This is a genomic window from Ruegeria sp. HKCCD8929 (assembly GCF_013031405.1).
GTDB lineage: Bacteria > Pseudomonadota > Alphaproteobacteria > Rhodobacterales > Rhodobacteraceae > Ruegeria.
Window position 1 is genome coordinate 1 of sequence record NZ_WPZY01000034.1, and the last position, 21415, is coordinate 21415.

Genomic DNA, 21415 nt, shown 5'->3' on the forward strand with positions numbered 1-21415 from the left:
TGGTGATCTTCGGATCGACCGGAATTGCCCTCAACCTTGCCGACAAGGCCGAGGCCAAAGGCATCAAGGCCATGCGGATTGAGAAGCCGAAAACCCCAAAAGCCTGAAACCAGCAAACCTTGGCCCGCCCGCTATAGCGGGCGGGCCAAGCCCTCAAAATCTGGTAATACGACCTCAAACGCACTATATTCGAAAGGAACACACCCATGAGTGAATCCAGCATGACCGACGCGCAACAAAAGGAATGGGACCTGAAGCTCCGCAAGATCGACGCGGAGATTGCCAACCTGAATGCCCTAACGGCAAAAATCGTCACCGAAAACCGTTGGTATCCTGCCGTCGTCGGCGCCGGTTTCATGGCGGCTGCGGTCACGATCGCGAAGCTGTTCTTCTAAGCCTCACTCTCAAGAACTACCCTCGCACCTTCAGCCCCGCCTTGTGCGGGGTTTTTCTTGGCTGAGACCCTGCCGTTTGAGAGGTTGGCGGCCGGGTCTGGTAGTCCTGTAGAGACACGGGGGCACGAGGCCCCATCTCTCCAACAGGGCGGGCGCTGCCCGCGCGGGGCGGCCGACAATGCGTCCGCGGCCGGGGGTTACCCACAGGCAAGCCGTCCGCATTCTTCCGTGCTCCCTTAGGTGCCTGCTTCGGCGCACGAATGATTACAGCGGTTCCGGCAAGACTGCCGGAACCACCTTCTCCCAAGGTCGAAATCCCGTCCGCTGGATAACCCCCGGGCGGGGTTTTCGCCTGGGGCGAAAACCCGGTCGCCATTCAGACGTCTTCAATCTTGATGGCCCGGGCCGTTCCCACCAGAAACGTCTTCGGATCTCCGTCCACAACTTCGATCTGCTCAACGATCAGCAGTCCCGCCAAAGCATTTGCGCCAATGTCGAACGCCTCACCTCTAAGCTGGTCGAGGACAACGGATGTCCGCGATCGCGGGTCCGTTCCCAATCCGCCTCGCCGCGCCGCTCTTCATCTAAGATCAACATACCCTTCTGATCCATCAGATATTCCTCGAGATCGCAACTTGCCGAGATCAGAGCCAGTGTCTTGAACGACGTCAGGCCAATCTCATCCTGCTCATCCAGCACCGAAACGGTTCTCAGCTGGTAGATCCGTTCTTCAGTCTCGGCCATGAGCTCCATATGCACACAATCCGAACAGACCCCGCCGTTCAGCTGACCAAAAATGATCTCTTGTCCGCATTTCGGGCAGGTTTCCATAAGCAGTCCCGGAATCTCGCTGAGCTCATTCTGGGCCTGTTCACGCGTCATTGCCAGTATCGTGAATCAGATCGGCTAACCGCCTTGTGAGAGAGGTGGGGCTGGCGTCAAAATCCCGCCAGCCCCGAGGGGGGTCATTGGCTAGTGAGGGGGTCAAATGCCAATGACTGACGCGTTACCGTTTGAACACTCTCCGGATGAGTGCTCGCGCAACGGAACGCAACCTGTTACCGATCACCTCCCAGGGTGGCCGGGGAGGCTCGGGTTCATATAAACTGGGCGGCCGGTACGATGCCTCTTCTCCCATCGAATTCTCTTCCCCCTCGAATCCTCATCCCCGCCGACAACACTAGGCGCGTCCGCCGATCACGTATATTGGGGGTTTCCCGTAGCAGGTTGAAATGGTGAGGCAGAGGAGACCGGATTGTAGGTGAGCGCGGGCCGACGCAAAGGCCGGGTTAGTGCCACTTCTGGCATGCTACACGACGGGGCGAGGACGACAGCAGGCAGCAGTAACGGTTGAGGCCGCCATCGGCTCTCCTATACATCCTGATCGGCGCGCTCTACTATGACGGGAAACAGCATCGGGATATGAGTGTAATGAGACTGGTAATGTTGAGCATGATCCTCACTGGCCTTGCCGCATGCGAGCCAAGCGAGCCTGTGGCCGGAACCGGGTTCCTTGAGCAAATCTCGACGCCATAAAATCAGAAGGCATGATAACCGCATGATTTCCATGCGCGGTTTTGTGCCGGAACTCCAAAGTTAACAAGCATACTCATCGATCCCGATGGATATTCCTGCCATTCGCTGAGTTGACCTTCGAACCCAAGAACTGGTCACTCACTCGCGCCGCTGTGGATGAAGATGTCTCTCTCGCTGAACTTCACCACAGCGGCCAATTTTTCCCACGACGGAATAAAAAGCGGCACAGCCCCCGGCCTCACAGCCGCCAAGGGCGGCCTTCACCACCCCAACCCTAAAGCATGTTCCCGAAACAGCCGGCGGGGACGAGATTCACGGATCTGCGGTCGCGCGCGTGGGGAAGCCAGTCTCCCCGTTTGTCAGCACATGGATCGACTGTCCGGCAGAGCCCAGATCGCCTTTGTTCAGGAGGTTCCATCCCAGCTCATGAGGCGGTGCCCGACGGCGCCGGTGCTCCATTTCGTCCAGACAGACGTCGCGCCAGCGGTCTCTCCAGCCTTCCTCAATGCGTTGACCAAGCGTTGCGGTGGACCCGGACGGCAGGGACTTTGCCGGTCCCGGAACAGAACAAGCTCGGGTGCGGACATCCGGTCCTTCAGCTGTCTTGTTTCGATGCGCCCACTTGTCTCAATCGACGTCTCCGAACGGCGCAGAAGGAGATCCGCGCTGGCGCGGATCGCACATTCCCTTTTGCGCCTTCAAGCAGAAATACGGTTTCCACCTGCGGCGGACCCTCCGCATTTCAGCTTGATCGAACCCGCCGATTAAGCGGGCTGCTGTTCATCGAAACAAGACAGATGAAGGACCTACAAAATGTACACTTTCGCAGAAGTTCGGATCCAGGGCCACGTTGGCAAAGCCCCCACCGTCACCGGAAACGTCATGAAGTTCAACGTCGCAAAGTCGGAAAGCTGGACAGACCGCGACACCGGCGAGCGCCGCGAGCGGACGAAATGGAACACCATCACCGTCTTCGACAGCAACCCCGGCTTCAATTGGATCCGCGACAACCTGAACAAAGGCGATCTGGTCTACATCGAGGCCGAAGTCCAAAACACCAGCTACGAAAAAAACGGGGAAACCGTCTACGGCGTCTCGATCATCGCCGACAAGGTCGCAATCGTCCCAACCGGCCGCAACGGGAACTGACCCAAAAGGAGGGGTGGCGCAAGCCGCCCTTTTCCCATGTTCCGGCCAAGTGGCCGCGCCGGCGGCAGCCGTCACGCCGTTGCGTCGGCCGTCTCGCCAATGAACGCCAGCTGCAGCGCATCGTCGGGCAGCGGGCGCTGCAGGGCTGAGGCCTCCTCCGTCGGGCCGTGCAGCCACGTCTCGAATTCCTCTTCCGCGCGCAGGATCACCGGCATGGCCTTCGGGTGGATCGGCGCGACGATCGCATTGGGCTCCGTCGTCAGGAACGACATCGCCGTGATCTCCGAACCTAATGCCACCAGATCCGCGTCGCTCTTCTTCCGCAGGCCATGATGTTCCAAATTCCACGTCCGCATCACGCCCGCAAATGCAAAGGGCGGCCTCGCGGTTTCGCCCTGCAGGCAAAACCAGCTCGCCGCCTTGTTCATCCTGCCCGCCTTGCCGGGGATCTTCTCCGTAGGGTGGTACTCGCAGAACGAAGACGCTGGAACCAGACAACGCTGTGCCCGGTTTGCGATCACGTTCTTCCACGCGTTGGCCTTCAGGTTCCGGACATTTGTCAGCCACTGTTCCCGGTTGCTGCCCTTGAACCGCACCTTCTGCCAGCCCCAGCGGGCATATTGCAGCGATCGGCTCCCATCATCGTCACTCGTGACGATGGCCACCTGACCATCCGGGAAGATCGCCGGCTGCGCCGCCGCATTCCCGAGATGGTCGGCGCCGGGCGCCACCTTGAACAGCTGGCGCATCGCCTCTTGCGTGGTGGTTCTCGAGAACAGGTTACACATTAAGGCAGGGTAGGCGGGTCAGGTAACGCGGGCAAGACCGTCCAAATTTTCCGCTGTCGGTCTCAACACTCAGGTCCCACGTTGTGATCTTCACGCCTTCCCCTTCCATTGTGATAAGAGTTGTCGAACGAACTTCATTCTCATACGAGGCAGGGACCAGTCTCATGACCAAGAACAAGCCGGAGTATTTTGCAGGTGTCAAGCACCCCACAGGCTTGGGGCCAACCGCCATTTTCAAGTATGAAAAAGGACTGCTGACAGAATGCTATGCGGCCAAAAGAAAGCCGCTCGACGACATTGGCGCACACGCCAAAAAATTCTCTGCCTCACCGACGCTCCCAATCTCGCATGATCTGATCATGCAAGAATGGGAAAACCACTTCGCCGCCGCAAATTTCTCAGGCCGTCTCCCCGTTGACGATCTGTTCCGCCTCGAACTTCCGCCCGGTACGGTCTTCAAGCGAATGGCGCGACCGTTCTTTCGTAGTCCTGACGATGCTCCATCCACATACCCGCTTTCAAAAAAAGACGCACACGATCTTGCACGCGCAGTGACCGAACTCGACGTTCTTCTGGCGCGCCTCGATGCGATCTGCAGAGTTGTTGACCCTCAACCGCCAAACATGGCCTGTACCGGAACCGAAATCACCGAGCTCGTAGTCCTCGCCGCAATCGCTACAGAAAACAATCTGCGGTTCGTTCTCAAGGGCAATGGGCTCAAAAAGGATCATCTAACGATGAAGGACTATGCCACCCTCAATCTCCCACTCCGGCTCAGTGATTATAAGGTCCGAAGCCTGAGATACCCTTGGCTAAATGAATTCTCTCCCTTCCTTAACTGGGGCAAAACTCCAACTCAAAAATTACCTTGGTTCCAGCGCTACAACTCCGCAAAACACAACCGGTACAAGCTGATATCGCAGCCGACGCTCCAGGACTGTTTCGATGCCACCATAGCCTTTGTAATTACTCTCGTCGCACAATACGGATTTGCGCAACTCTATGAGCACTTCATCCCTCTCAGAACGACCATGGGCCTATCCGCTTTTCCAAAGTGGAAGCGAGGAGAGCTGTACGTGCACCTAAACGAAGAACAAACTCACACAAAATGGTCAAAAGTCCCCTATCCGATATAGACTGTGCTTTGCTTCGCCCTCCGGCTGCTTGGATGGTTGCGGACTTTTTGAAGTAGGTGATTGGTCAGGAGTTTGTTGGTTTGGGCAAATCCCGCGCCACGGCGCGGGACCGCGTGCTACTCGAGCACCGGCCATGCCGGCGCTCTCCCCGAACCAGACACGTCCTGTCTCCCTTTGACCAGGAGCAACGGAATCTGTCTCGCTGAGCCAGCTTCCGATGCGGTCAAATGGTCGCCCGAACATGTCTGTTTCGTCCCTGCGGGTGACGCCCATTCCCTCAGCTGAAGCTTCGGCTTTCGCGGGCCCGGTGGTGCGCGTCATCGAAATCCCCGGCACCTGGTCCCGTTTGTAATGTCGGAATAGTCCAGAGAGATCCGCGCGGGGCGCGCGTCTCACATTGATCCATGGACAGGGCAAGGGTTCAACGGGCTGCGCCCGCTCACCCCAGCCCTGGCATCCTTGCAGTGAGTGACAGCATCCCGCGAGGCGGGCTGCTGGGCTTGTTTTCCCCGAGCGTCAGGGGGGCGACGAAGACTCGTAGCTGATCCCGGCGGGCTCGGAAGGCGCAAAAGGAGATCCGCGAAATCGCGGATCACATCATTCTTTCCATGCGCCTCAATCAGAAAAACGGTTTTCACCCGCGATGCGGCCAAACCTTCCGTTTTTCAGACTGACCGACCCGGCGGGATCACCTTCGGCCTTCTTTTTGTCGCCCCCCCTCCGTCGCGGGGAAAAACGCGGGAGGGGCGCCAGATGGCAAGCGGCACAGCCATCAGGTCGTTCCCTTGACCTGATGGAACAAACCGAAACGCAACCGGACAGGTCGAAGGACATCGGCCCCCGCACCGAGAAAAGGACAGACGAGATGAACCGGATCCGGCGCTTCAAACGGCCAACAGCCGCCAAAATCAAGAAACTGGCAGACGACGCAATCCTGCTGGCAACGATACCTGCATGTGCAGCGATGGCCGTGGCCGCAAGCGTCCCGGAACAGGAACTGCTGGTCAACATTCTCTTTCTTTCCTGCATCGCCGTTCTGGCAAGCGGTCTCGCCGTTGCCATCGTCGCATCGCTCTTTGCGGACTGACCGGGAGGAGGGCGCATGATCACCGTTACCTACCTTGCTTCCGATGGTTTCACCAAAACTGAGACCTTCACAACTCGATCCGAAGCGCGAGAGTTCGCAGTCCACTGGGTTGGCGAGCATCCCGAGATGGGCGGCACCTACGCGATCTCAGGCGACGGCGTGGGCCGCATCACCGCCGAGGGCATCTCGATTAACGACTTGTTCCAGAAGGAGGTCACCGACCTCAAGACGCAAGGCACAGAGCACCACGATGCCGAAGAGACACGGCTGCCGCCCGTGTTGGCCGAATGGTACTCCGCTGACTTCGTGAATGAGATCGGTGGCAAAGATCGCATCCGCCAGGACATCGAACACTGGGAACGCGTAGAGGGCCATCCGGAGCGCTTCCCAAACGCAGATCTCGAAGCCATCGGGCGCTTTCTGGCAGCCGCATACCCGTACCTTCACTGACTTCCAACAACCACACCTCTGACCGGCACTGCGCCAGTCAAAGGAAGAGAAAGCTCTTTGTCAGGGCAGATTTCAAGGAGACAGGACAATGCCGACAGAATTCGTCAACGACATCGAACACAATCCCGAACTTCAGGCATCCGTCATCGCCCTGCAGAACGATCTGTTCCGGCAGGCGCTGGCCAATCCCGGCATTGCTGGCTTCTGCCTCTCCAAGGGCATCACCGGCAACGTGGTGTTCTCCCACAACATGGCGGCCCGCAGCCCAGAGTTTCAGACCTGCACCCTGCAGGCCGTTGCCGAGTTCAACGACTTCAACGCCGACAATGACCCCCATGCCGATCATACCTTCGGCGTCGTCACCGTCGGCAAGCGGCGGCTGTTTTTCAAGATCGATCTCTACGATCTCGAACTGGACAAGGGCTCCGAACGCCCCTTCGACCCGGCCTGCACCGAGCGCGTCCTCACCATCATGGACCCCGAGGAATACTGAACTTCCTGGGATCACCAGGAATGGCGCGGCTGCGGTCGCGTTCGACCGAAGGGCGAGGCAGCGACCGCAGTCTCATTCGAGCCAGGAAGTGCATCTGAGACCCGGCGGCGGGGCTTTCCTCCCCCTCGCTGCCGAGGCTGGCCTGTCGAGCAGGCCCAAGGGGAGGGCGGTGAACGCCCTCTCCACCCCATCACGGAAACCCGGAAAGGATGGTGATCAAGACGAGTGATGAACTGATGAAGCGCCGCATTGCCGAGGCATGGGCGCTGATCAGGAAGGGCGACACATTTGGTATCGGACGCCGCTTCCTGACGCAACACGGAACCGCCTAGGCGGCCACGCTCTACCCCTTCCCGGGGGTAGGGCACCCATAGCACGCATCCCCGACCGGGAGCAACATCAGGAGGTCCTACCATGCAAGCCCAGATCGCTCAGACACCCGAACAAGTGCGGTTCAACAACCTCTGCCCCGGCGAAACGCTGGACCGTTTCGCGTGGTTCGAAATCCTACCCTGCCGGGTCGACCAAACAGAAGAGTGCGTCCTGCAATGTGAAGCCCAGGAGGCCGAGTTCTGGTCGATCTATGGCAGGTTCAATGAGGGCACCGACGATGCACCCGAGTATCTGGCCTATGCGGTTCACGATGAGTTTTCCGTCATGGAAATCGTGCGGATTGCCCGGCAGATCGCCATCGAGACCGGCAAGGACTTTGTTGCCGGTGACGCCCGGCTCGGCCAGTTTCCCAAACGGATCGGCATCGGGATCTGGCCGGTCAACGAATTCACGGAAATCGCCGAGGACCTGACGGTTGCCATTCACGAGGACATCGAGCGCACGATCCCGGAAGAAGATCGCCGCGTCGATGACTTCGACAATCATCCGCTGGCCGATCTGCGCGAGGCCTTTGTGGACTTCTCCGATTACTCAGGCAGCGGTCAACGTGACCCCTATCAGCCTCTCGATCATTCCGATCGTCCTGTAGAGGGGGGTCACCAGTCATGACCCGTCGGATCGAAGAACGCTGCCAGGACTGTGGCAGCACCGAAATCATCCACGACGCCGTGGCGGAATGGGATGTGGAGAAACAGCGCTATGTGCTGATCGACACGCAGGACGGATGCAATTGCAACAGCGATCTGTGCAACGGCGCCGAGTGCCACGTCGATATCCATGACGCCGACACCGGGGAGCAGCTGGGCCGCGCGCCGCACTCCTTCACCTACGTCCCAAAATCCGAGGCCGACGCGGCTTGGGCTGACTACGCGGCACAGCAGGAGGCCGACCGCGCCGAACGGGACCGCGTTCGCCAGCAGGAACAGACCATTCACCAAAACGCCGAAGCCCTTGCTGCGGCCCATCAGGAGATCACGTCATGAAACTCACCATCTACACCCTCGCCACCGACGATGACACCGGCACCAACTCGCAGGTCTTTCCCAATGAAGAAGCGCGCGACGACGCGCTCCTGTCATGGGTCAGCTCCGACCGGGACGAATGGGCGGGGAGCGAATTTGCCGACAACCTGCACGAGTTCATCCAGAGCAAGACCGATTACATGGACACGTTCTCGACCGATGAGCAGGAGATCGGGATCGATCCCGTCCAGCTGGTTGGCATCGATGAGGCCTGGAAAATCTGCAAAGCCGTGCCCGGGGCCTTCGGCAATCTCTACGACCCCGATGAGGTCCTGACCATCATGGATGGCTGGTCAGAGGCGGGCGACACCTCCGAGGACTCGAACTGGTTCGATCCCACGAACGCCGAGGACAAAGCCGCCATTCTCGCATGGTGCGAGCAGGAAGGGCCGGACTTCGAGGACCAGACGTCCAATCTCGTTTGCGAAAACCTGCCCAATCGCGGGGAGGCATTCAAGGCCCTCGCCGCCAAGCGCGAGCAAGAAGGCAAAGGGTCGGAGGCGTGACCATGGATGCCACGGCCCTGAACAATGACGACCGCCGGGCGCCGCTCGATGGCGATCAGGCGCATCGGGAAGGCTTCACGCTTGAAGACAACCCGTTTCAGGGCCGGGGCTTTGATGACCGGCTTGCCCCGGAATGGGCGTCCGACTGGCAGTTCCGCCATCGCTTTGCCCTCGACAACGGGCTGCACGCCGAAATCGGGCGCGTGGCCTGCCTTCAATACCTCAGAGACAGCCGCACCCGCTGGGTGTGACAGGAGAAAGACCCATGGCATTTGACAACGACACCAACCGGGGCCGGGTTCAGAAAATGATCTACACGCTCGATCTGATCCGGAAATCCGCCAATTCGAACCGCGCCACCAGCGCCGAGCTGGGCGACCTGCTCAAGCCACTGACGGACGAGCTGACCGGGATCGCCGTCACCGCCGTCGAAACCGCAAGGCAGGCCAAGCAGCCAGCAGGCCGCTGCAGCGTCTCCGGCCCCCAATGGGCCAATGTCCGGGACATGGCCGAACAGGCCGACCTCAAAGACCTGACCGTTGCATTGGCCGTCTTCATGAACCGCATCGAGGACGAACTGTCATGAGGTTCAAGCGCTGGCCCCGGTTTGTGTTCGAGGACACGCCCCGAAAACGGGCCGCGCTGCGCCGCAAGCAGCAGAAGGAGCGGGACGCCTTCCCGCTCTTGGCTGAGCAGATCGCCGAGAGCCAGCCGAGCGAGGATGAGGTCATGCTGGCCCGGGCCGCTGCATGGGAGCAGCAGGAAATCCGGGATCGGAACCGACGCGCCCGCAAGTGGAAAGAAGCCCGGTCAAGGATCGCATCGTTTTCTTCGAACGAGGCCGCCGTCCTTCGTCATGCATGGAACTGCGCCCCATACCCGGCTGATCCGGTCTATCTGCTCGACTTCCTGCACAGGTATTCGGTCGGGCGGTTCACGCTCGACACCTTGCCCTTCGATCTGGCGCGCACCGATCCCCATGGGCGACGTCAATGCATCCGCGAGACCTCTGAGGCCTGCGATGGGTGACCAGGTGATCGCATTGGTCAGCTGTGATCCGCGCCAGGCGCGCGGATCGCTCGGGTGTTTTGTCGGGGCAGGGGCTCAACGCGGGCTTGGGGCCCGCGCTCACCCCAGCCCCGGCTCGATCCGTTGGGTTGCCGCAGCCCGCTCGGCGGTCTGCGGCGCTTGTTTTCCCCGGGCGTCCGGGGGGCGACGAGGCTTCGTAGGTGAATCAGCCGCCACCCGCAACCGGCGCACGGCGCCGGTCCTTCACTGCGTTGCGGCCCTTCTGGTGCAGCTGTCGTCAGAGTCACCTTCGGCCTCTTTTTGTCGCCCCCCATCCTTCCGGGAAAAAACGCGGGAGGGGTGTATGTGGCAGACCGCACAGCCAGCGGGCCGTTGCCTTGGCCCGCCGTAAAGAACCGTAACCGCAAGCTGGACAGGAATGACCAAGATGCCAACCTATCGCCTCCTGTCTTCGGAACTGGTCCACACCCCCGGCATCATCGCATGGGCGATCAATGCCTATGCGTTCGAGAAAGACCGCCCGGCGTTTCTGACGATCATGACAAAGACATTCCCGACGCTCCCCGAAACCGCAGTCGAACAGCTCCTGTCAGAGGCCGTGCCTTACACGGTCGAGGACGAGGATGTTGTGTTCACCATCGAGGACTGACCCAGAGGAGGCCAGCCATGACCATGCAACGTCAGAATTTTGACTCCGCCACCGGCCTCTACAAGGTCTGGAAATCCGCTCAGCTCCTGATCGGGTTTCACCGGGATCGGAAGGGCAGGGCGCGCGACAAGGCAAAGGTCTGGTCTCCAAGCAATGGCCGCGCCCGTCTGCACGCCGATCCCGAGCAACAGGAAACTTTCATCCAGGTGGAAGCCGAAAGCGGCCAGAGTGATCAGGACGTCCAGATCAAGCTGCGCCAGGATCAGATCGCCCTGCGCCGGGATGGTGACATCGGCTGGCAGGGCATCGTTCTCAGCGAGCACACCGTTGCCGTGCGAACGGCTGACGGTGCATGGATCAAGATCGATGCCGATGGGTCGGTCACCCGTCAGACGGAGTTCGATGAAACAACGATCGAGGCTGACGGCAGTGTGACCAAGCGCACCGAATACACCGATGCGTTCATGTCCCCCGATGGCGTCGAACTGGCCCGCAACACACCCGACAACGTGGCGATGATCACCGCGCTTGGCGTCGTCTGCAAACCCCACAATAGATAGAGAGGGCACCCTATGGCCTATGCGCACTGTTTCCGATCCGGACACATTGAAGTCTCGGACCAACCGTCCCTTACCGGCGCGATCTGTTTGGCGGAGGCGCCGGAGGACGAGCTGACGAAACGGCTGGCCGGGCGGGCACGGCTTGGCTGGGATGGCACATGGCTGATCCCCGGCATTCCCGAAGCCGCAACCTATGAGCAGGCCATGGATGCCGTGATGGCATTCCGCGAACAGCTGGCAAAGCCGAGCGGGACCAGCTGAGGCCATGCCCATCCAGAAGGACAGAATGAAGCGCTATCCCGGCGGGTCGATCAGATCGCCGGAATGGCTGGCGTTCAGAGCCTTCATTTTGTTTCGCGCGGGAAACCGATGTGAAGGCACGCCCCAGCATCCCGACTGCAGGGCGGTGAACGGAGAGCCCCACCCGGAGACCGGTGGGCGCGTTGTGCTGACCATCGCCCATATGGACCATGACGAATCCCATGCGGATCCCGAGAGATGCCGGGCACTCTGTCAGAGGTGTCATAATAAGTGGGATGCACCGCACCGCCGGAGAAACGCCGCCAGAACCCGCCGCAGGAACTCACCGCAGATCGACATGGGCGATTGCTTCGGCTGGGAGGACTGATCCCTGACCCGAAAGTTTGCTGCGCAACGTGAAGACTGAACACGTCTTCACGAAGGGCCGAAACCCCCGACACCCCACCTTGTGGGGCCCCTCGGGGGGCCCTCGCCCCTGCGCCTCCGGCTTGCATCGCGACCCTCAACCGCTGCGGCTCCGCCGCTGCAAGCGGAGGGGTCAGCACACCCGATCAAAGTGAGCGGCCATTGGCTGAGAACAGGTGAAACCGGAACATGGCAGAAGGCATCATTCGAACGGGATCACCCTTTGGTTGTGGAGCGCTGAGATCACAGAACGCAACTTGCTCATAGATCGGGAACCTCATGGACCGGCAAGTGGCGCGAAATGACAAGTGAGCCATTGCGGCCTGAGAGTCCATGAGACGTCCCCAGGAGTTCATCTGTCTTCGCCGCGACGAACGGGACCGGAGGAACGCTTAACCATCCTGCTCGCCGAGCTCTGAGTCTGTGGCGCAGTGTTTGCCCCCTCAGCGACTACAACAGCTTCACCGGAGAAGATCGCAGCCATCTGTTTGTCGAAGAACGCCCGGGTGACGGTTGCCCTGTTGCCTGCATATCCGTGATAGACGGACTTGCCGTTTGCGAGAGGAAAGCCAGCCCAGATGCCAGCCAGGTTATCCATGAAACCGTCACGGCTCAGCTGACCGGACATGAACCGATGATAGCCAGCATCCGCCAAGAGCAAGGCCGCCATACGGTTCTGGGTTGCCCGGTTGAACGGTGTGGCATCAGACATCCCAAGACGCCGTTGCAGGCTCACGAGAGTGGAGGGGATGATCTGATACCGGCCAATGGCATGATGCTGGCCGGGTGTCGCTGCGATCCACCGCTTGATCTCACCAAGGGTCATTTCAGTCGGACGCTTCGATGTGAGCCGTCTGGCACTGTGATGGATCGCGTCATAGCCAGCCTTCGGAGATTCAGCGAAGGCGATGAGCGCATAGAGCTTGTCGACCTGTGACCCGGCCGGGAGCCGGAAGCTCGACAGGCGCGGTGGACGCTTGCCCGGCGTGCCCCGCTCGAACTCATCGAGCGCAACCCAGTCCGAGGACACGCCGGTGTCTCCCATCGAACGCCAGCCATCCTTGCGGGCAGCGCCCGGCTGATCAGCTGGTGTGGACCGGCTCGATAGTTTGGCGCGCATCTGGCGCGCTTCATCCGCATCGAAGGATCCGCCATCCGTCCAGCCCTCGGCCACCGCGGCCACAGGGACGACGAGCAGGCAGCACAGCACGCCTGCCACCAGCAGCCGGGGGACCGCAAGATGGCCCCCGAACGTCCCCACGGCGCCGCTGCGCGACCCTCCGATTGCGGGCTTTCCCCGACCCGACCCGGACGGGTTCTGGCCCGGAGCGCCCCATTCGGCCCGTTTGGCCTAAAAAATTTCGCACACCCCACGCAGCAAGCTGCAAAACGCGGCACAGCCCTTATTTTTATGGCTCAAATGAGCATAGGCGGCTTTTTTACTGAAAGGAACTTGAATTTGTTTGTTTTCAATGGCTTCCAAGTCCCTTTCTGCGGCCTGGGCCACTTCTGGCCCAGCCTGGCCCAGGTTGGCCCACCCCCTGGGCCACTTCTGGCCCACATGCGGGGGTTGATTGCACGTGCTGTTCATCGCTCCATCTCCGGTTCCGGCCAGCGCCGCATCTGCGCAGGTTGGGTCTCAGGTTCATCGCGTCCGCGCTCCATATCCCGGCGCAGAGCTTCGAGTTCCAGGTCCCTCTGTTTCTCCAGGTCCTGCCTCTCCTCAGGATCCAGCAGGCCGGGGATCTCGCGCACCTGGGCGATCATCTCACGGCCCATCTCCAGCAGGTCTTCCTGCGCCGGGTTGGGGTCGTCTTCCAGAAAGGAGGCGATGTAGAGGCGCGTAGTCTGCAGCTCCGTCAGAACCATGTGTTTGAACCCGGCCAGCATCTGCGTCTGTTCCGTGAGCACCTCCGCAAGCACCTCCGTTTGCTCGCGCAGTGCCGCCTTCATGTTCAGCACTTGGTCGGTCAGCTTGTGGACATGCGCCGCCAGCGCTGAGCCGCTATCACCATCCTGGTGCGCCTGCTCTGCCCGGTCGGTCAGCTCCCGGATCGCATCGTCCAGCGCCTGTCTGGGGTTGTCTGTCTGTCCCTCGATCAAGGCCGCCGCAACCGGCCCGAGCCGGACTCTCAAATTGCTCTGTGCTTCCGTGTTCATCTCTCCAGCTCCCTGCTTCTCTCTCTGATGAGTTCAACCTGCTTTTCCATTTCCTCGAGTTTCTCCTTTACAAAGCCCGGCAGTTCGAGCTGGGCCTGTTTGTGGTTCTCGCGATCCTTCTGCGGATCCTTGTCAGGATCCTTGCCCTGATCCTTTTCGGCGGCCTGTTCGCGATCGCGATCGTTCACCTGGTGTGCCCGGCGATCGTCCCTGTCATCGGCGCGCTGGCTTTCCAGCCAGGCCTCGAGCGCGGTCATCCGGACGCCGGTGCGCTCCTCGACACTTTCCTTCAGTTCCTTCGCATCGTCGGTGATCAGCGTGGCGCTCTCGACGCCGCGGCTGATTTCCACGTAGAAGCTCTTCTGATTGACCAGCTGCTCACTGGACAACATCACCAGGATGGGATGGGGGACGGACGCACCCTGTACGCCGTGCGCCGTGGTGGCGTAATCATGCTCGATGCCCCGGGCCACAAGGCTGTCCTGCGCCACGCTGAAGGTCTTGCCGTCCTGTGTGGTGGCCTCGATCGTTCCACCCCCGGTTGTGGCGATGGTGGCGCGCAGACCGTTGGCAATCCCGGCCTCCTTGTCGGTGATGCGGAACCGGATCGCATCGCCGGCCGCCAGTTTGCGCTCTTCCGGCTCATAGGCCACCAGCGACCTGCCCAGCTCACGCCGGTTGAAGGTTGCGGCCAGCGGCAGGATCCGCTTGCTGTCGTCGCGCTCGTCCGCAACTGTGATCCGGTTGCGCTCGGGATCGACTTTGGTCACGTAATAGACCGCGTGTTTTTCAAGCCCGTGATTGCGGCTGTTGACCAGTGAGAGCACCCGCTGGCCGACCTCGTAGCTGCGCGCATCGACCAGCTGCGCTTCAGTGAACTGGCTGTTGGTGAGCCCCTCGATCCGGATGTCCTGGTCTTCGATCTGACCTTCATCCTTCAGCTCCTTGCGCACCGCCTGTCACGGCCCCGAGTTCCCGGACGGGATCTGTCGCAAACTTTGGCCGGCATGTTGCACCTTGGTGTTGTTTGATCCAACTGGTGGTTTGACTGCGACAATGTTTGGAATGCTCAATGATCGACTTCAAAGGTGCTCACTACCCACGATCGGTGATCCTGTTCGCGGTCTATTTCTACGTTCGCTACGCCGTCTCGTACCGCGATCTCGAAGAGATCATGGCGGAACGTGGGGTGATGGTTGATCACGCGACGCTGAACCGCTGGGTGGTAAAATACTCGCCTCAGGTCGCTCAGATGGCGCAGAAAAGGAAGATCAGGACAGCGGAATCCTGGCGTATGGATGAAACCTATGTGAAGGTTCGCGGTGAATGGGTCTATTTGTATCGCGCTGTGGACCGTGACGGTCAAACCCTTGATTTCATGCTATCCGAGAAGAGAGACACCGCCGCAGCCAAGAAATTTTTCTCCAATGCGCTGTATCACAACGGTATCCCAAGGCGGATCACAATTGACAAAAGCCGTAGCAACGCTGCCGGGATCAAGGAAGTAAACAAGATTTTCAAACGGTTGCAGATACCTGTTAAGATCGACACGGTCAGATCAAAATACGTGAACAACATAATCGAGCAGGATCACCGGTTCATCAAAAGGCGAACCCGCCCGATGCTCGGCTTCAAAAGCTTCAACTCGGCGGCCGCAACCCTCGCGGGAATCGAGGCCGCCAACATGATCCGAAAAAGGCAGCTTGGATCCTCGGCAAGCGGATTCCGTCAATTTGCAGAGCTCGCTGGATAATTACACCCAATCAGAACGATAGCTTCGATCAACGCCAAAGTTTGCGACAGAACCGGAACACGCGATCTCGCCAATCCGAAGCCAAAATCTGCGATACAGCCCGAGCGTGTTCTTGGCGCTCCGAGAAGCACCGATGCGCCTGGTGAGTTTCGCTGTCGCATGATGGAATTCGTTGCACGCTCGCCATAAACTTTAACCGGGAACTACTTTTAAAAACAATGATGTGAGTGAAGTCGGCGATTGCATCTGGACGTTTCGACTAAAGTGCAATTTCGCAATGCGGACAAAACCCCGACTATCCAAATACGGAATCGCGGCGCTGGCTTTACCAGGTCGGTGTATTGACAAAAGTCTCCGGGAGGAAAGCTATGAATGTTCAAAACAGACCCAACCTCAGCGCGGCGCTGGACACGTCCCATCTGAGCGTCGAACAGCCGTTCAAGGCGCGCTACGGCAACTACATTAACGGCGAATTCGTCGAGCCCAAGTCGGGTCAATATTTCGAGAACACCACACCAATCACCGGCGAGGTCGTGTGTGAGATCGCCCGCTCGAACGCCGATGACATCGAGACGGCACTCGACGCCGCACATGCCGCGTTCCCGACCTGGGGCAAGACCTCGCTCGCGGAACGCTCCAACATCTTGATGAAGATCGCGGACGTGATCGAGGCGAACACTAATCTGCTGGCCGCCGCCGAGACTATCGACAACGGCAAACCGATCCGCGAATCCATCGCTGCCGACATCGCACTGGCCGTCGATCACTTTCGCTATTTCGGCGGTGTGATCCGAGCCGAGGAAGGTTCGATCGCCGAGATCGACGCAAACACCTATGCCTATCACATCAACGAGCCGCTGGGTGTTGTCGGCCAGATCATCCCGTGGAACTTCCCGCTCTTGATGGCGACTTGGAAGATCGCACCGGCGCTGGCGGCGGGCAACTGCATCGTCCTGAAACCGGCGGAACAGACTCCGGCCTCCATCATGGTGCTGCTGGAGCTGATCGGCGACTTGATCCCGCCGGGCGCGCTAAACGTGGTGAACGGCTTCGGGCTGGAGGCGGGCAAGCCGCTGGCATCGTCGAACCGGATCGCCAAGATCGCCTTCACGGGTGAGACCACCACCGGGCGGCTGATCATGCAATATGCCAGCCAGAACATCATTCCGGTGACGCTGGAGCTTGGCGGCAAGTCACCCAACATCTTCTTCGAAGATATCATGGCGGCCGACGACGCATTCTTTGACAAGACGCTGGAAGGCTTCGCCATGTTCGCCCTGAATCAGGGGGAGGTTTGCACCTGTCCCAGCCGGGCGCTGGTCCAAGAATCGATCTACGAAGAGTTCATCGAGCGCGCCATCGAACGTGTCGGCAAGGTCCAGCAGGGCAACCCGCTGTCAATGGACACGATGATCGGCGCGCAGGCCTCGACCGAGCAGATGGAAAAGATCTCTTCCTACCTACAGTTGGGCAAGGCTGAGGGCGCAGACGTGCTGATCGGCGGCGATGTCGCGGCGCTGAACAGTGGGCTGGAGAACGGCAACTATATCCAGCCGACGGTCTTCAAGGGCCACAACAAGATGCGGATATTCCAAGAGGAGATCTTTGGCCCGGTGCTATCGGTCACGACCTTCAAGGACGAAGCCGAGGCGCTCGAGATTGCCAATGACACTCTCTATGGCCTCGGCGCCGGTGTCTGGACGCGCGACGGCAGCCGTGCCTTCCGCATGGGCCGCGAAATCCAGGCGGGCCGGGTCTGGACCAACTGCTACCACGCCTACCCCGCCCACGCAGCCTTCGGCGGCTATAAGCAATCGGGCATCGGGCGCGAAAACCATAAGATGATGTTGGACCACTACCGACAGACCAAAAACCTGCTGGTCAGTTACGATCCGAATGCTCTCGGCTTCTTCTAAGCTTTCCCCTGACTGGCCCCGGCTTCGCCCGGGGCCGAGTTTTTTTGATTGATTGCAGGTCCCAGAATGACCGATGACACCCATACCATGAAAGTCACCGCCACAGAGGCGGCGCTGGAACTTATTGAACAGCTCAAGACACGACACAGCGCGGATCTCTTGTTTCACCAATCCGGCGGCTGTTGCGACGGCAGTGCACCGATGTGCTATCCGGTGGGGGACTACTTGGTTGGCGACAACGACGTGCTGATCGGTTCGGTCGGCGGGCTGCCCTTCTATATGAACGCGGATCAGTACGAACGCTGGCGACATACCGACCTGATCATTGACGCGATCCCCGGCATCGGAGGCATGTTCTCGCTAGAAAACGGGACGGGAAAGCGGTTCCTGACCCGTTCCGAGGTTTGCGTGATCTAGGCTGGCCTTCGCAACGCGTTCAGGTAGGTGCGCAGGCGGGTAGGCTGCAGTGGTTTATAGAGCAACAATACATTTTCTGCCTTGGCGCGGGCGGACAGCCTTTCTGACCTGTTCGCTGTGATCAGCGCGGCGGGGATTGGCCCGTTGACATTCCGTAACATACGGATCGCGTGGAGGCCGCTTTCCCCTTCGTCCAGATGGTAGTCTGCAAGGATCACATCAGGTACAGCGCCAAATTCCTGAATCAGCGCATCCGCTTCGGCAAGATTGGCAGCCTCAATCGGACTGGCTCCCCAGCTATCGAGCAGTGTCATCATGCCCAAACGGACCTCGGCCTCATTTTCGATGATAAGGGGAATCATACCGGTCAGCGATGTATTAGCCGTGAACGCGCGTAATCCTTGCTGGGCACGGCTATCGGGTCCAGGATTCCGGAAGGGAACATGAACTGCGAAACGCGTACCAACGCCCTCTTTGCTTTCCATCGTAAGCCTGTGGCCCAGCAGGTCGCAAGCGCGGCGCACGATGGTCAGACCGAGCCCCATTCCCGGAGTGGCGTCCTGACGTTGGATACGCTGGAATTCGTGAAATACGCGCTCTTGCTGATCGGTTGGGATGCCGGGACCGGTGTCATACACCTCGATCCGCAGCTCTTCCCCCGCGCGCCGCGCGCCCACCAGCACCTTTCCGGATGTTGTATACGCCACGGCGTTGGAGGCCAGGTTCTGGATGATACGCCTGAGGTAGGAGGCATCGGACTCGACCTCCAGCCCGCAGTCGACAACATGGAAGTTCAGGCCCTTCTCCGCTGCAATCGCCTGAAATTCTTCGCGCAGCGGTGCAAGTAGACGGCTCAAGGGAAAGATTGAAATCGTGGCAGACGTACCTGCGTCGAGTTTCGAGATATCTAAAAGCGCCCCGAGTATGGTTTCGACACTGTCAAACGCGCTCTTCACTCGGGCAGTAACATCGGTCTGCAACTCGTTCATTTCGGTTTCCTCCAGTGTCGAGAGGAAAAGCTTTGCGGCGTTCAGCGGTTGCAGCAGGTCGTGGCTGACGGCGGCGAGAAATCGAGACTTGGAATTGTTCGCTCGCTCGGCCGCATCGCGGGCCTTCTGCATTTCGGCGGTGCGTTCTTTGACGCGCAGTTCGAGCGTTTCGTTCACCTCGTGCAGCGCTGTGGTAATCGCCCGTTCCTGGGTCACGTCGGTAAAGCAAATGACAAATCCGCCATCTGGTGTCATGTCGCTGAACACGTCAAGGATGGTGTCGTCATCGCGCTGAAACTCGACCCGAAGCGGCTCGCGGTTACCACGGTTGGCAACCCAGTCGACCACCGCCTGCGGGGCGTCCAGAGATCTGAAGGCATGCGCCGTGTTGAAGTGATCGACCAAGCGGTTGAAGCCGGTACCAGTGCGCATCAACTCCATCGGCGGTGTCATCAGCGCGAAGAACTGGTCATTCCATGCGGCCAGCCGGTCTTCGGCGTCGAAGATACATATTCCCTGGTTGATGTGATCCAGCGTCGCCCGGATCAGCCGGGCCTGATTGTCGAGCAGCTTGTCGCGCTGCCGCCGCTCCAGCCGCACCATGTCCGTCACTTCTGTTTGCAGAATTGCGGTGCCGCCGTTCGGCGTGCGCTGCTGGCTGACCTGTATCCAGCGGTCGCCCTTCAGCTCAACCACAAAATCAGCGTGGAACTGCCGCAGGCGGCGCAGCCGGTCACGGCGCCAGTCCTCAGCGCTGGCATCGCCCGGTAGAACCAAATCCGAGCTTTCCGAAACCCGCCGTGTGTAGTCGTCTAACGGCAGTCCCGGCTTGATATGACCCACCACGTCCGGGAGCATTCGGGCAAAGCGCCGGTTGGACATGATCAGGCGGCCATCCGGCGCAAAAAGCGCAAAGCCTTCCCTAACTGCCTCTAACGCGTTGGACAGGTCCGCCCGCGCGGTTTCCGCCTCTGCCATGGCCTCGGCAAGCCGGGCCCGAGACTGGTTCAAAAGCGTCACCGCCTCTTCAAGATCGCGGGTGCGTGCCTGTACCTGCGCCTCGAGCGCCACAGCGGTCTGAAAATGGGCATAGCTGTTGAAGCCATCTTCGCCACTGGCCTCAACCCTGTGCATCAGCACTTCGACGATGCGCTGCAGCTTTTTGATCTGCCGCGGCTGATCATCATTTGGGCGCAATATGGGGACCGGTGGCGCGTTAGTGTGCATCCATTTCCTCCGGCGCATAGATGGCAACACCCGTGAAGGTCTGGTTCACATGCAGCATGTTGAACTGCTCACCATAGGTGTGAAAGCCCACGACCCTGTTCTTGGCCAGGACAGAGGATATTCGGCGCCGCGCCTGGATCTGGTCGATCTCCAACTTGCGCAGGATGCATTCGCAGGCAACGATCGTGTCCGGTTTGCCGTGGGTCGCAGCGAGGTCGTCCATCGCGTGCTCAAGATGGGTCACGATGTCTTCGGCCTCTGCCACGGTCAGTACAAGCCCTTCGTCAATCGCGCTGAAGAAGCGCAGATCACCATTTTCTTCGACCTTCTGGATGGCACGAACGTGATACTGGCCACCGACCTTGACCATAACCGGGCTGGCGGCAAACACGAAGGGCGAGAGCTGGTTCGGATCCTTTCCGACCATGCGGGCGTATTCGACGGCGGCGGGCTCGGCATTGATCTCACTGACCAATCGCCGCTCGGGATCGGCGCCGGTTACGACCATGCGGGTGTCGGTAGGGCCGAAGTGATCAAAGCGGAACACCTTGATCCGGCAGCGCGTGCGGAAGATCGCCAGCACCGAAGCGCGTTTGTGAAAGGCGCCTTCGGCGAAGAGCGCGGTTTCATGAAAGCTCAGTCCATCCCCGGCCGAGCCGCCGAACAGCGGCACCGTGCCGAGGGCTGGGTTGATCATCGAGACGATCCGGTCTTCGTTTCGTGCCATCCCGTCGTTCAGCATGAAGGCGAACTCGCCCTGCCAATCGGGCGCGGCCCGGGCGACCTCGCTGAGTTGGTCGAGTACCGCTTCGGCGATACCCGCGCCATCCTCTTTCTCGGCGTCGGTCATCAGCCGCACCGAGGCGCAGAAATGCGATGCGGGGAAGCCCACTGCGACAATCGTGTCGTCGGCAAAACCATCCGGCGCGATCTCTCCGGCGGTGGTGCAGCCGATTACGGGAGTGTCTGGAAAATATGCGTTGATTGCACCTGCCAGCGCGTTCGACAGATGCTCCGGCGAAACGAAGACGACCACCAGCGACAACGCATCCCGTCCGAGTTGGCCGCGCAGTTCGGAGAGCGCCACCGCAGGA

General features: G+C 60.0%; 27 protein-coding genes. 19 read left to right on the forward strand and 8 right to left on the reverse strand.

What is annotated here, in order from left to right:
• Positions 1-221: 221 nt before the first annotated feature.
• Entirely contained in the window at positions 222-395 is a 174-nt protein-coding gene (locus GOX53_RS24665) for a hypothetical protein (RefSeq protein ID WP_217351913.1), read from the forward strand.
• Between the two features lie 462 nt (positions 396-857).
• On the opposite strand, the gene GOX53_RS24670 is transcribed toward GOX53_RS24665, so the two are convergent.
• Positions 858-1277: a hypothetical protein gene (locus GOX53_RS24670; protein WP_171181147.1), complete on the reverse strand. Its 420-nt coding sequence runs from the start codon at positions 1275-1277 to the stop codon at positions 858-860.
• Between the two features lie 1467 nt (positions 1278-2744).
• Between GOX53_RS24670 and ssb the strand changes: the two genes are divergently transcribed.
• Positions 2745-3080 carry a single-stranded DNA-binding protein gene (ssb, locus tag GOX53_RS24675; RefSeq protein ID WP_171181148.1) on the forward strand — a complete coding sequence of 112 codons (336 nt, stop codon included), beginning with the start codon at positions 2745-2747 and terminating at the stop codon, positions 3078-3080.
• Between the two features lie 71 nt (positions 3081-3151).
• Here the strand turns inward: ssb and GOX53_RS24680 are convergent, their stop codons facing one another.
• On the reverse strand, positions 3152-3868 hold the full coding sequence (locus GOX53_RS24680; RefSeq protein ID WP_171181149.1) for an SOS response-associated peptidase: 717 nt from the start codon (positions 3866-3868) through the stop codon (positions 3152-3154).
• A gap of 164 nt (positions 3869-4032) precedes the next feature.
• Here GOX53_RS24680 and GOX53_RS24685 point away from each other — a divergent pair, with 164 nt between their 5' ends.
• From GOX53_RS24685 to GOX53_RS24745, 14 genes are all read left to right on the forward strand, one after another.
• Positions 4033-5004 carry a hypothetical protein gene (locus GOX53_RS24685; RefSeq protein ID WP_171181150.1) on the forward strand — a complete coding sequence of 324 codons (972 nt, stop codon included), beginning with the start codon at positions 4033-4035 and terminating at the stop codon, positions 5002-5004.
• Between the two features lie 865 nt (positions 5005-5869).
• Positions 5870-6091 (forward strand): hypothetical protein, encoded by a 222-nt coding sequence (locus GOX53_RS24690; protein WP_171181151.1) that lies wholly within the window; start codon positions 5870-5872, stop codon positions 6089-6091.
• A gap of 15 nt (positions 6092-6106) precedes the next feature.
• On the forward strand, positions 6107-6541 hold the full coding sequence (locus GOX53_RS24695; RefSeq protein WP_171181152.1) for a hypothetical protein: 435 nt from the start codon (positions 6107-6109) through the stop codon (positions 6539-6541).
• Between the two features lie 88 nt (positions 6542-6629).
• Positions 6630-7034 carry a DUF3768 domain-containing protein gene (locus tag GOX53_RS24700; protein ID WP_171181153.1) on the forward strand — a complete coding sequence of 135 codons (405 nt, stop codon included), beginning with the start codon at positions 6630-6632 and terminating at the stop codon, positions 7032-7034.
• A 209-nt stretch (positions 7035-7243) separates the two neighbouring features.
• Positions 7244-7366 carry a hypothetical protein gene (locus GOX53_RS30150; RefSeq protein ID WP_256415902.1) on the forward strand — a complete coding sequence of 41 codons (123 nt, stop codon included), beginning with the start codon at positions 7244-7246 and terminating at the stop codon, positions 7364-7366.
• 82 nt (positions 7367-7448) lie between these two features.
• Complete coding sequence (locus tag GOX53_RS24705; RefSeq protein ID WP_171181154.1) at positions 7449-8036, forward strand: hypothetical protein; 588 nt, start codon at positions 7449-7451, stop codon at positions 8034-8036.
• A complete protein-coding gene (locus GOX53_RS24710; protein ID WP_171181155.1) occupies positions 8033-8410 on the forward strand; it encodes a hypothetical protein in 378 nt (125 codons plus the stop codon). The genes GOX53_RS24705 and GOX53_RS24710 overlap by 4 nt, the downstream gene beginning before the upstream one ends.
• Entirely contained in the window at positions 8407-8955 is a 549-nt protein-coding gene (locus tag GOX53_RS24715; protein ID WP_171181156.1) for a hypothetical protein, read from the forward strand. The genes GOX53_RS24710 and GOX53_RS24715 overlap by 4 nt, the downstream gene beginning before the upstream one ends.
• Before the next feature lie 2 nt (positions 8956-8957).
• Positions 8958-9206, forward strand: coding sequence for a hypothetical protein (locus GOX53_RS24720; RefSeq protein WP_171181157.1), 249 nt, complete (start codon positions 8958-8960; stop codon positions 9204-9206).
• A 14-nt stretch (positions 9207-9220) separates the two neighbouring features.
• Entirely contained in the window at positions 9221-9541 is a 321-nt protein-coding gene (locus GOX53_RS24725) for a hypothetical protein (protein ID WP_171181158.1), read from the forward strand.
• Positions 9538-9984: a hypothetical protein gene (locus GOX53_RS24730; RefSeq protein WP_171181159.1), complete on the forward strand. Its 447-nt coding sequence runs from the start codon at positions 9538-9540 to the stop codon at positions 9982-9984. Before GOX53_RS24725 ends, GOX53_RS24730 begins: the two co-directional genes overlap by 4 nt.
• 418 nt (positions 9985-10402) lie before the next feature.
• Positions 10403-10633, forward strand: coding sequence for a hypothetical protein (locus tag GOX53_RS24735; RefSeq protein WP_217351915.1), 231 nt, complete (start codon positions 10403-10405; stop codon positions 10631-10633).
• 17 nt (positions 10634-10650) lie between these two features.
• A complete protein-coding gene (locus tag GOX53_RS24740; RefSeq protein WP_171181160.1) occupies positions 10651-11193 on the forward strand; it encodes a hypothetical protein in 543 nt (180 codons plus the stop codon).
• A 12-nt stretch (positions 11194-11205) separates the two neighbouring features.
• Positions 11206-11454, forward strand: coding sequence for a host nuclease inhibitor protein (locus tag GOX53_RS24745; RefSeq protein ID WP_171181161.1), 249 nt, complete (start codon positions 11206-11208; stop codon positions 11452-11454).
• A gap of 757 nt (positions 11455-12211) precedes the next feature.
• On the opposite strand, the gene GOX53_RS24750 is transcribed toward GOX53_RS24745, so the two are convergent.
• The 4 genes from GOX53_RS24750 to GOX53_RS24765 all read right to left on the reverse strand — a co-directional run bounded on the left by GOX53_RS24750 (position 12212) and on the right by GOX53_RS24765 (position 14972).
• A complete protein-coding gene (locus GOX53_RS24750; protein WP_171181162.1) occupies positions 12212-13120 on the reverse strand; it encodes a hypothetical protein in 909 nt (302 codons plus the stop codon).
• A 90-nt stretch (positions 13121-13210) separates the two neighbouring features.
• On the reverse strand, positions 13211-13450 hold the full coding sequence (locus tag GOX53_RS24755; protein ID WP_171181163.1) for a hypothetical protein: 240 nt from the start codon (positions 13448-13450) through the stop codon (positions 13211-13213).
• The gene (locus GOX53_RS24760; RefSeq protein ID WP_171181164.1) at positions 13447-14019 is read right to left on the reverse strand and encodes a hypothetical protein; all 573 of its coding nucleotides are present in this window, start codon (positions 14017-14019) and stop codon (positions 13447-13449) included. Before GOX53_RS24760 ends, GOX53_RS24755 begins: the two co-directional genes overlap by 4 nt.
• Entirely contained in the window at positions 14016-14972 is a 957-nt protein-coding gene (locus GOX53_RS24765; RefSeq protein WP_171181165.1) for a hypothetical protein, read from the reverse strand. Before GOX53_RS24765 ends, GOX53_RS24760 begins: the two co-directional genes overlap by 4 nt.
• 119 nt (positions 14973-15091) lie before the next feature.
• Here GOX53_RS24765 and GOX53_RS24770 point away from each other — a divergent pair, with 119 nt between their 5' ends.
• The 3 genes from GOX53_RS24770 to GOX53_RS24780 all read left to right on the forward strand — a co-directional run bounded on the left by GOX53_RS24770 (position 15092) and on the right by GOX53_RS24780 (position 18105).
• Positions 15092-15772, forward strand: coding sequence for an IS6 family transposase (locus GOX53_RS24770; RefSeq protein WP_171181166.1), 681 nt, complete (start codon positions 15092-15094; stop codon positions 15770-15772).
• Between the two features lie 368 nt (positions 15773-16140).
• The gene (gene adh / locus GOX53_RS24775) at positions 16141-17688 is read left to right on the forward strand and encodes an aldehyde dehydrogenase (protein ID WP_171181167.1); all 1548 of its coding nucleotides are present in this window, start codon (positions 16141-16143) and stop codon (positions 17686-17688) included.
• Positions 17689-17754: 66 nt separating this feature from the next.
• Positions 17755-18105, forward strand: coding sequence for a DUF779 domain-containing protein (locus GOX53_RS24780; RefSeq protein WP_217351916.1), 351 nt, complete (start codon positions 17755-17757; stop codon positions 18103-18105).
• Here GOX53_RS24780 and GOX53_RS24785 read toward each other — a convergent pair.
• Positions 18102-20321, reverse strand: coding sequence for a PAS-domain containing protein (locus GOX53_RS24785; RefSeq protein ID WP_171181169.1), 2220 nt, complete (start codon positions 20319-20321; stop codon positions 18102-18104). The two genes, GOX53_RS24780 and GOX53_RS24785, sit on opposite strands and share 4 nt — an antisense overlap.
• On the reverse strand, positions 20311-21408 hold the full coding sequence (locus GOX53_RS24790) for an FIST N-terminal domain-containing protein (RefSeq protein WP_217351917.1): 1098 nt from the start codon (positions 21406-21408) through the stop codon (positions 20311-20313). Before GOX53_RS24790 ends, GOX53_RS24785 begins: the two co-directional genes overlap by 11 nt.
• Between the last annotated feature and the right edge of the window lie 7 nt (positions 21409-21415).

What these genes read in the sequence shown, in the direction of transcription:
- GOX53_RS24665 (WP_217351913.1), top strand. Translation starts at nt 222, where the DNA reads ATGACCGACGCGCAACAAAAGGAATGGGACCTGAAGCTCCGCAAGATC.
- GOX53_RS24670 (WP_171181147.1), bottom strand. Translation starts at nt 1,277, where the DNA reads ATGACGCGTGAACAGGCCCAGAATGAGCTCAGCGAGATTCCGGGACTG.
- ssb (WP_171181148.1), top strand. Translation starts at nt 2,745, where the DNA reads ATGTACACTTTCGCAGAAGTTCGGATCCAGGGCCACGTTGGCAAAGCC.
- GOX53_RS24680 (WP_171181149.1), bottom strand. Translation starts at nt 3,868, where the DNA reads ATGTGTAACCTGTTCTCGAGAACCACCACGCAAGAGGCGATGCGCCAG.
- GOX53_RS24685 (WP_171181150.1), top strand. Translation starts at nt 4,033, where the DNA reads ATGACCAAGAACAAGCCGGAGTATTTTGCAGGTGTCAAGCACCCCACA.
- GOX53_RS24690 (WP_171181151.1), top strand. Translation starts at nt 5,870, where the DNA reads ATGAACCGGATCCGGCGCTTCAAACGGCCAACAGCCGCCAAAATCAAG.
- GOX53_RS24695 (WP_171181152.1), top strand. Translation starts at nt 6,107, where the DNA reads ATGATCACCGTTACCTACCTTGCTTCCGATGGTTTCACCAAAACTGAG.
- GOX53_RS24700 (WP_171181153.1), top strand. Translation starts at nt 6,630, where the DNA reads ATGCCGACAGAATTCGTCAACGACATCGAACACAATCCCGAACTTCAG.
- GOX53_RS30150 (WP_256415902.1), top strand. Translation starts at nt 7,244, where the DNA reads ATGGTGATCAAGACGAGTGATGAACTGATGAAGCGCCGCATTGCCGAG.
- GOX53_RS24705 (WP_171181154.1), top strand. Translation starts at nt 7,449, where the DNA reads ATGCAAGCCCAGATCGCTCAGACACCCGAACAAGTGCGGTTCAACAAC.
- GOX53_RS24710 (WP_171181155.1), top strand. Translation starts at nt 8,033, where the DNA reads ATGACCCGTCGGATCGAAGAACGCTGCCAGGACTGTGGCAGCACCGAA.
- GOX53_RS24715 (WP_171181156.1), top strand. Translation starts at nt 8,407, where the DNA reads ATGAAACTCACCATCTACACCCTCGCCACCGACGATGACACCGGCACC.
- GOX53_RS24720 (WP_171181157.1), top strand. Translation starts at nt 8,958, where the DNA reads ATGGATGCCACGGCCCTGAACAATGACGACCGCCGGGCGCCGCTCGAT.
- GOX53_RS24725 (WP_171181158.1), top strand. Translation starts at nt 9,221, where the DNA reads ATGGCATTTGACAACGACACCAACCGGGGCCGGGTTCAGAAAATGATC.
- GOX53_RS24730 (WP_171181159.1), top strand. Translation starts at nt 9,538, where the DNA reads ATGAGGTTCAAGCGCTGGCCCCGGTTTGTGTTCGAGGACACGCCCCGA.
- GOX53_RS24735 (WP_217351915.1), top strand. Translation starts at nt 10,403, where the DNA reads ATGACCAAGATGCCAACCTATCGCCTCCTGTCTTCGGAACTGGTCCAC.
- GOX53_RS24740 (WP_171181160.1), top strand. Translation starts at nt 10,651, where the DNA reads ATGACCATGCAACGTCAGAATTTTGACTCCGCCACCGGCCTCTACAAG.
- GOX53_RS24745 (WP_171181161.1), top strand. Translation starts at nt 11,206, where the DNA reads ATGGCCTATGCGCACTGTTTCCGATCCGGACACATTGAAGTCTCGGAC.
- GOX53_RS24755 (WP_171181163.1), bottom strand. Translation starts at nt 13,450, where the DNA reads ATGAACAGCACGTGCAATCAACCCCCGCATGTGGGCCAGAAGTGGCCC.
- GOX53_RS24760 (WP_171181164.1), bottom strand. Translation starts at nt 14,019, where the DNA reads ATGAACACGGAAGCACAGAGCAATTTGAGAGTCCGGCTCGGGCCGGTT.
- GOX53_RS24770 (WP_171181166.1), top strand. Translation starts at nt 15,092, where the DNA reads ATGATCGACTTCAAAGGTGCTCACTACCCACGATCGGTGATCCTGTTC.
- adh (WP_171181167.1), top strand. Translation starts at nt 16,141, where the DNA reads ATGAATGTTCAAAACAGACCCAACCTCAGCGCGGCGCTGGACACGTCC.
- GOX53_RS24780 (WP_217351916.1), top strand. Translation starts at nt 17,755, where the DNA reads ATGACCGATGACACCCATACCATGAAAGTCACCGCCACAGAGGCGGCG.
- GOX53_RS24785 (WP_171181169.1), bottom strand. Translation starts at nt 20,321, where the DNA reads ATGCACACTAACGCGCCACCGGTCCCCATATTGCGCCCAAATGATGAT.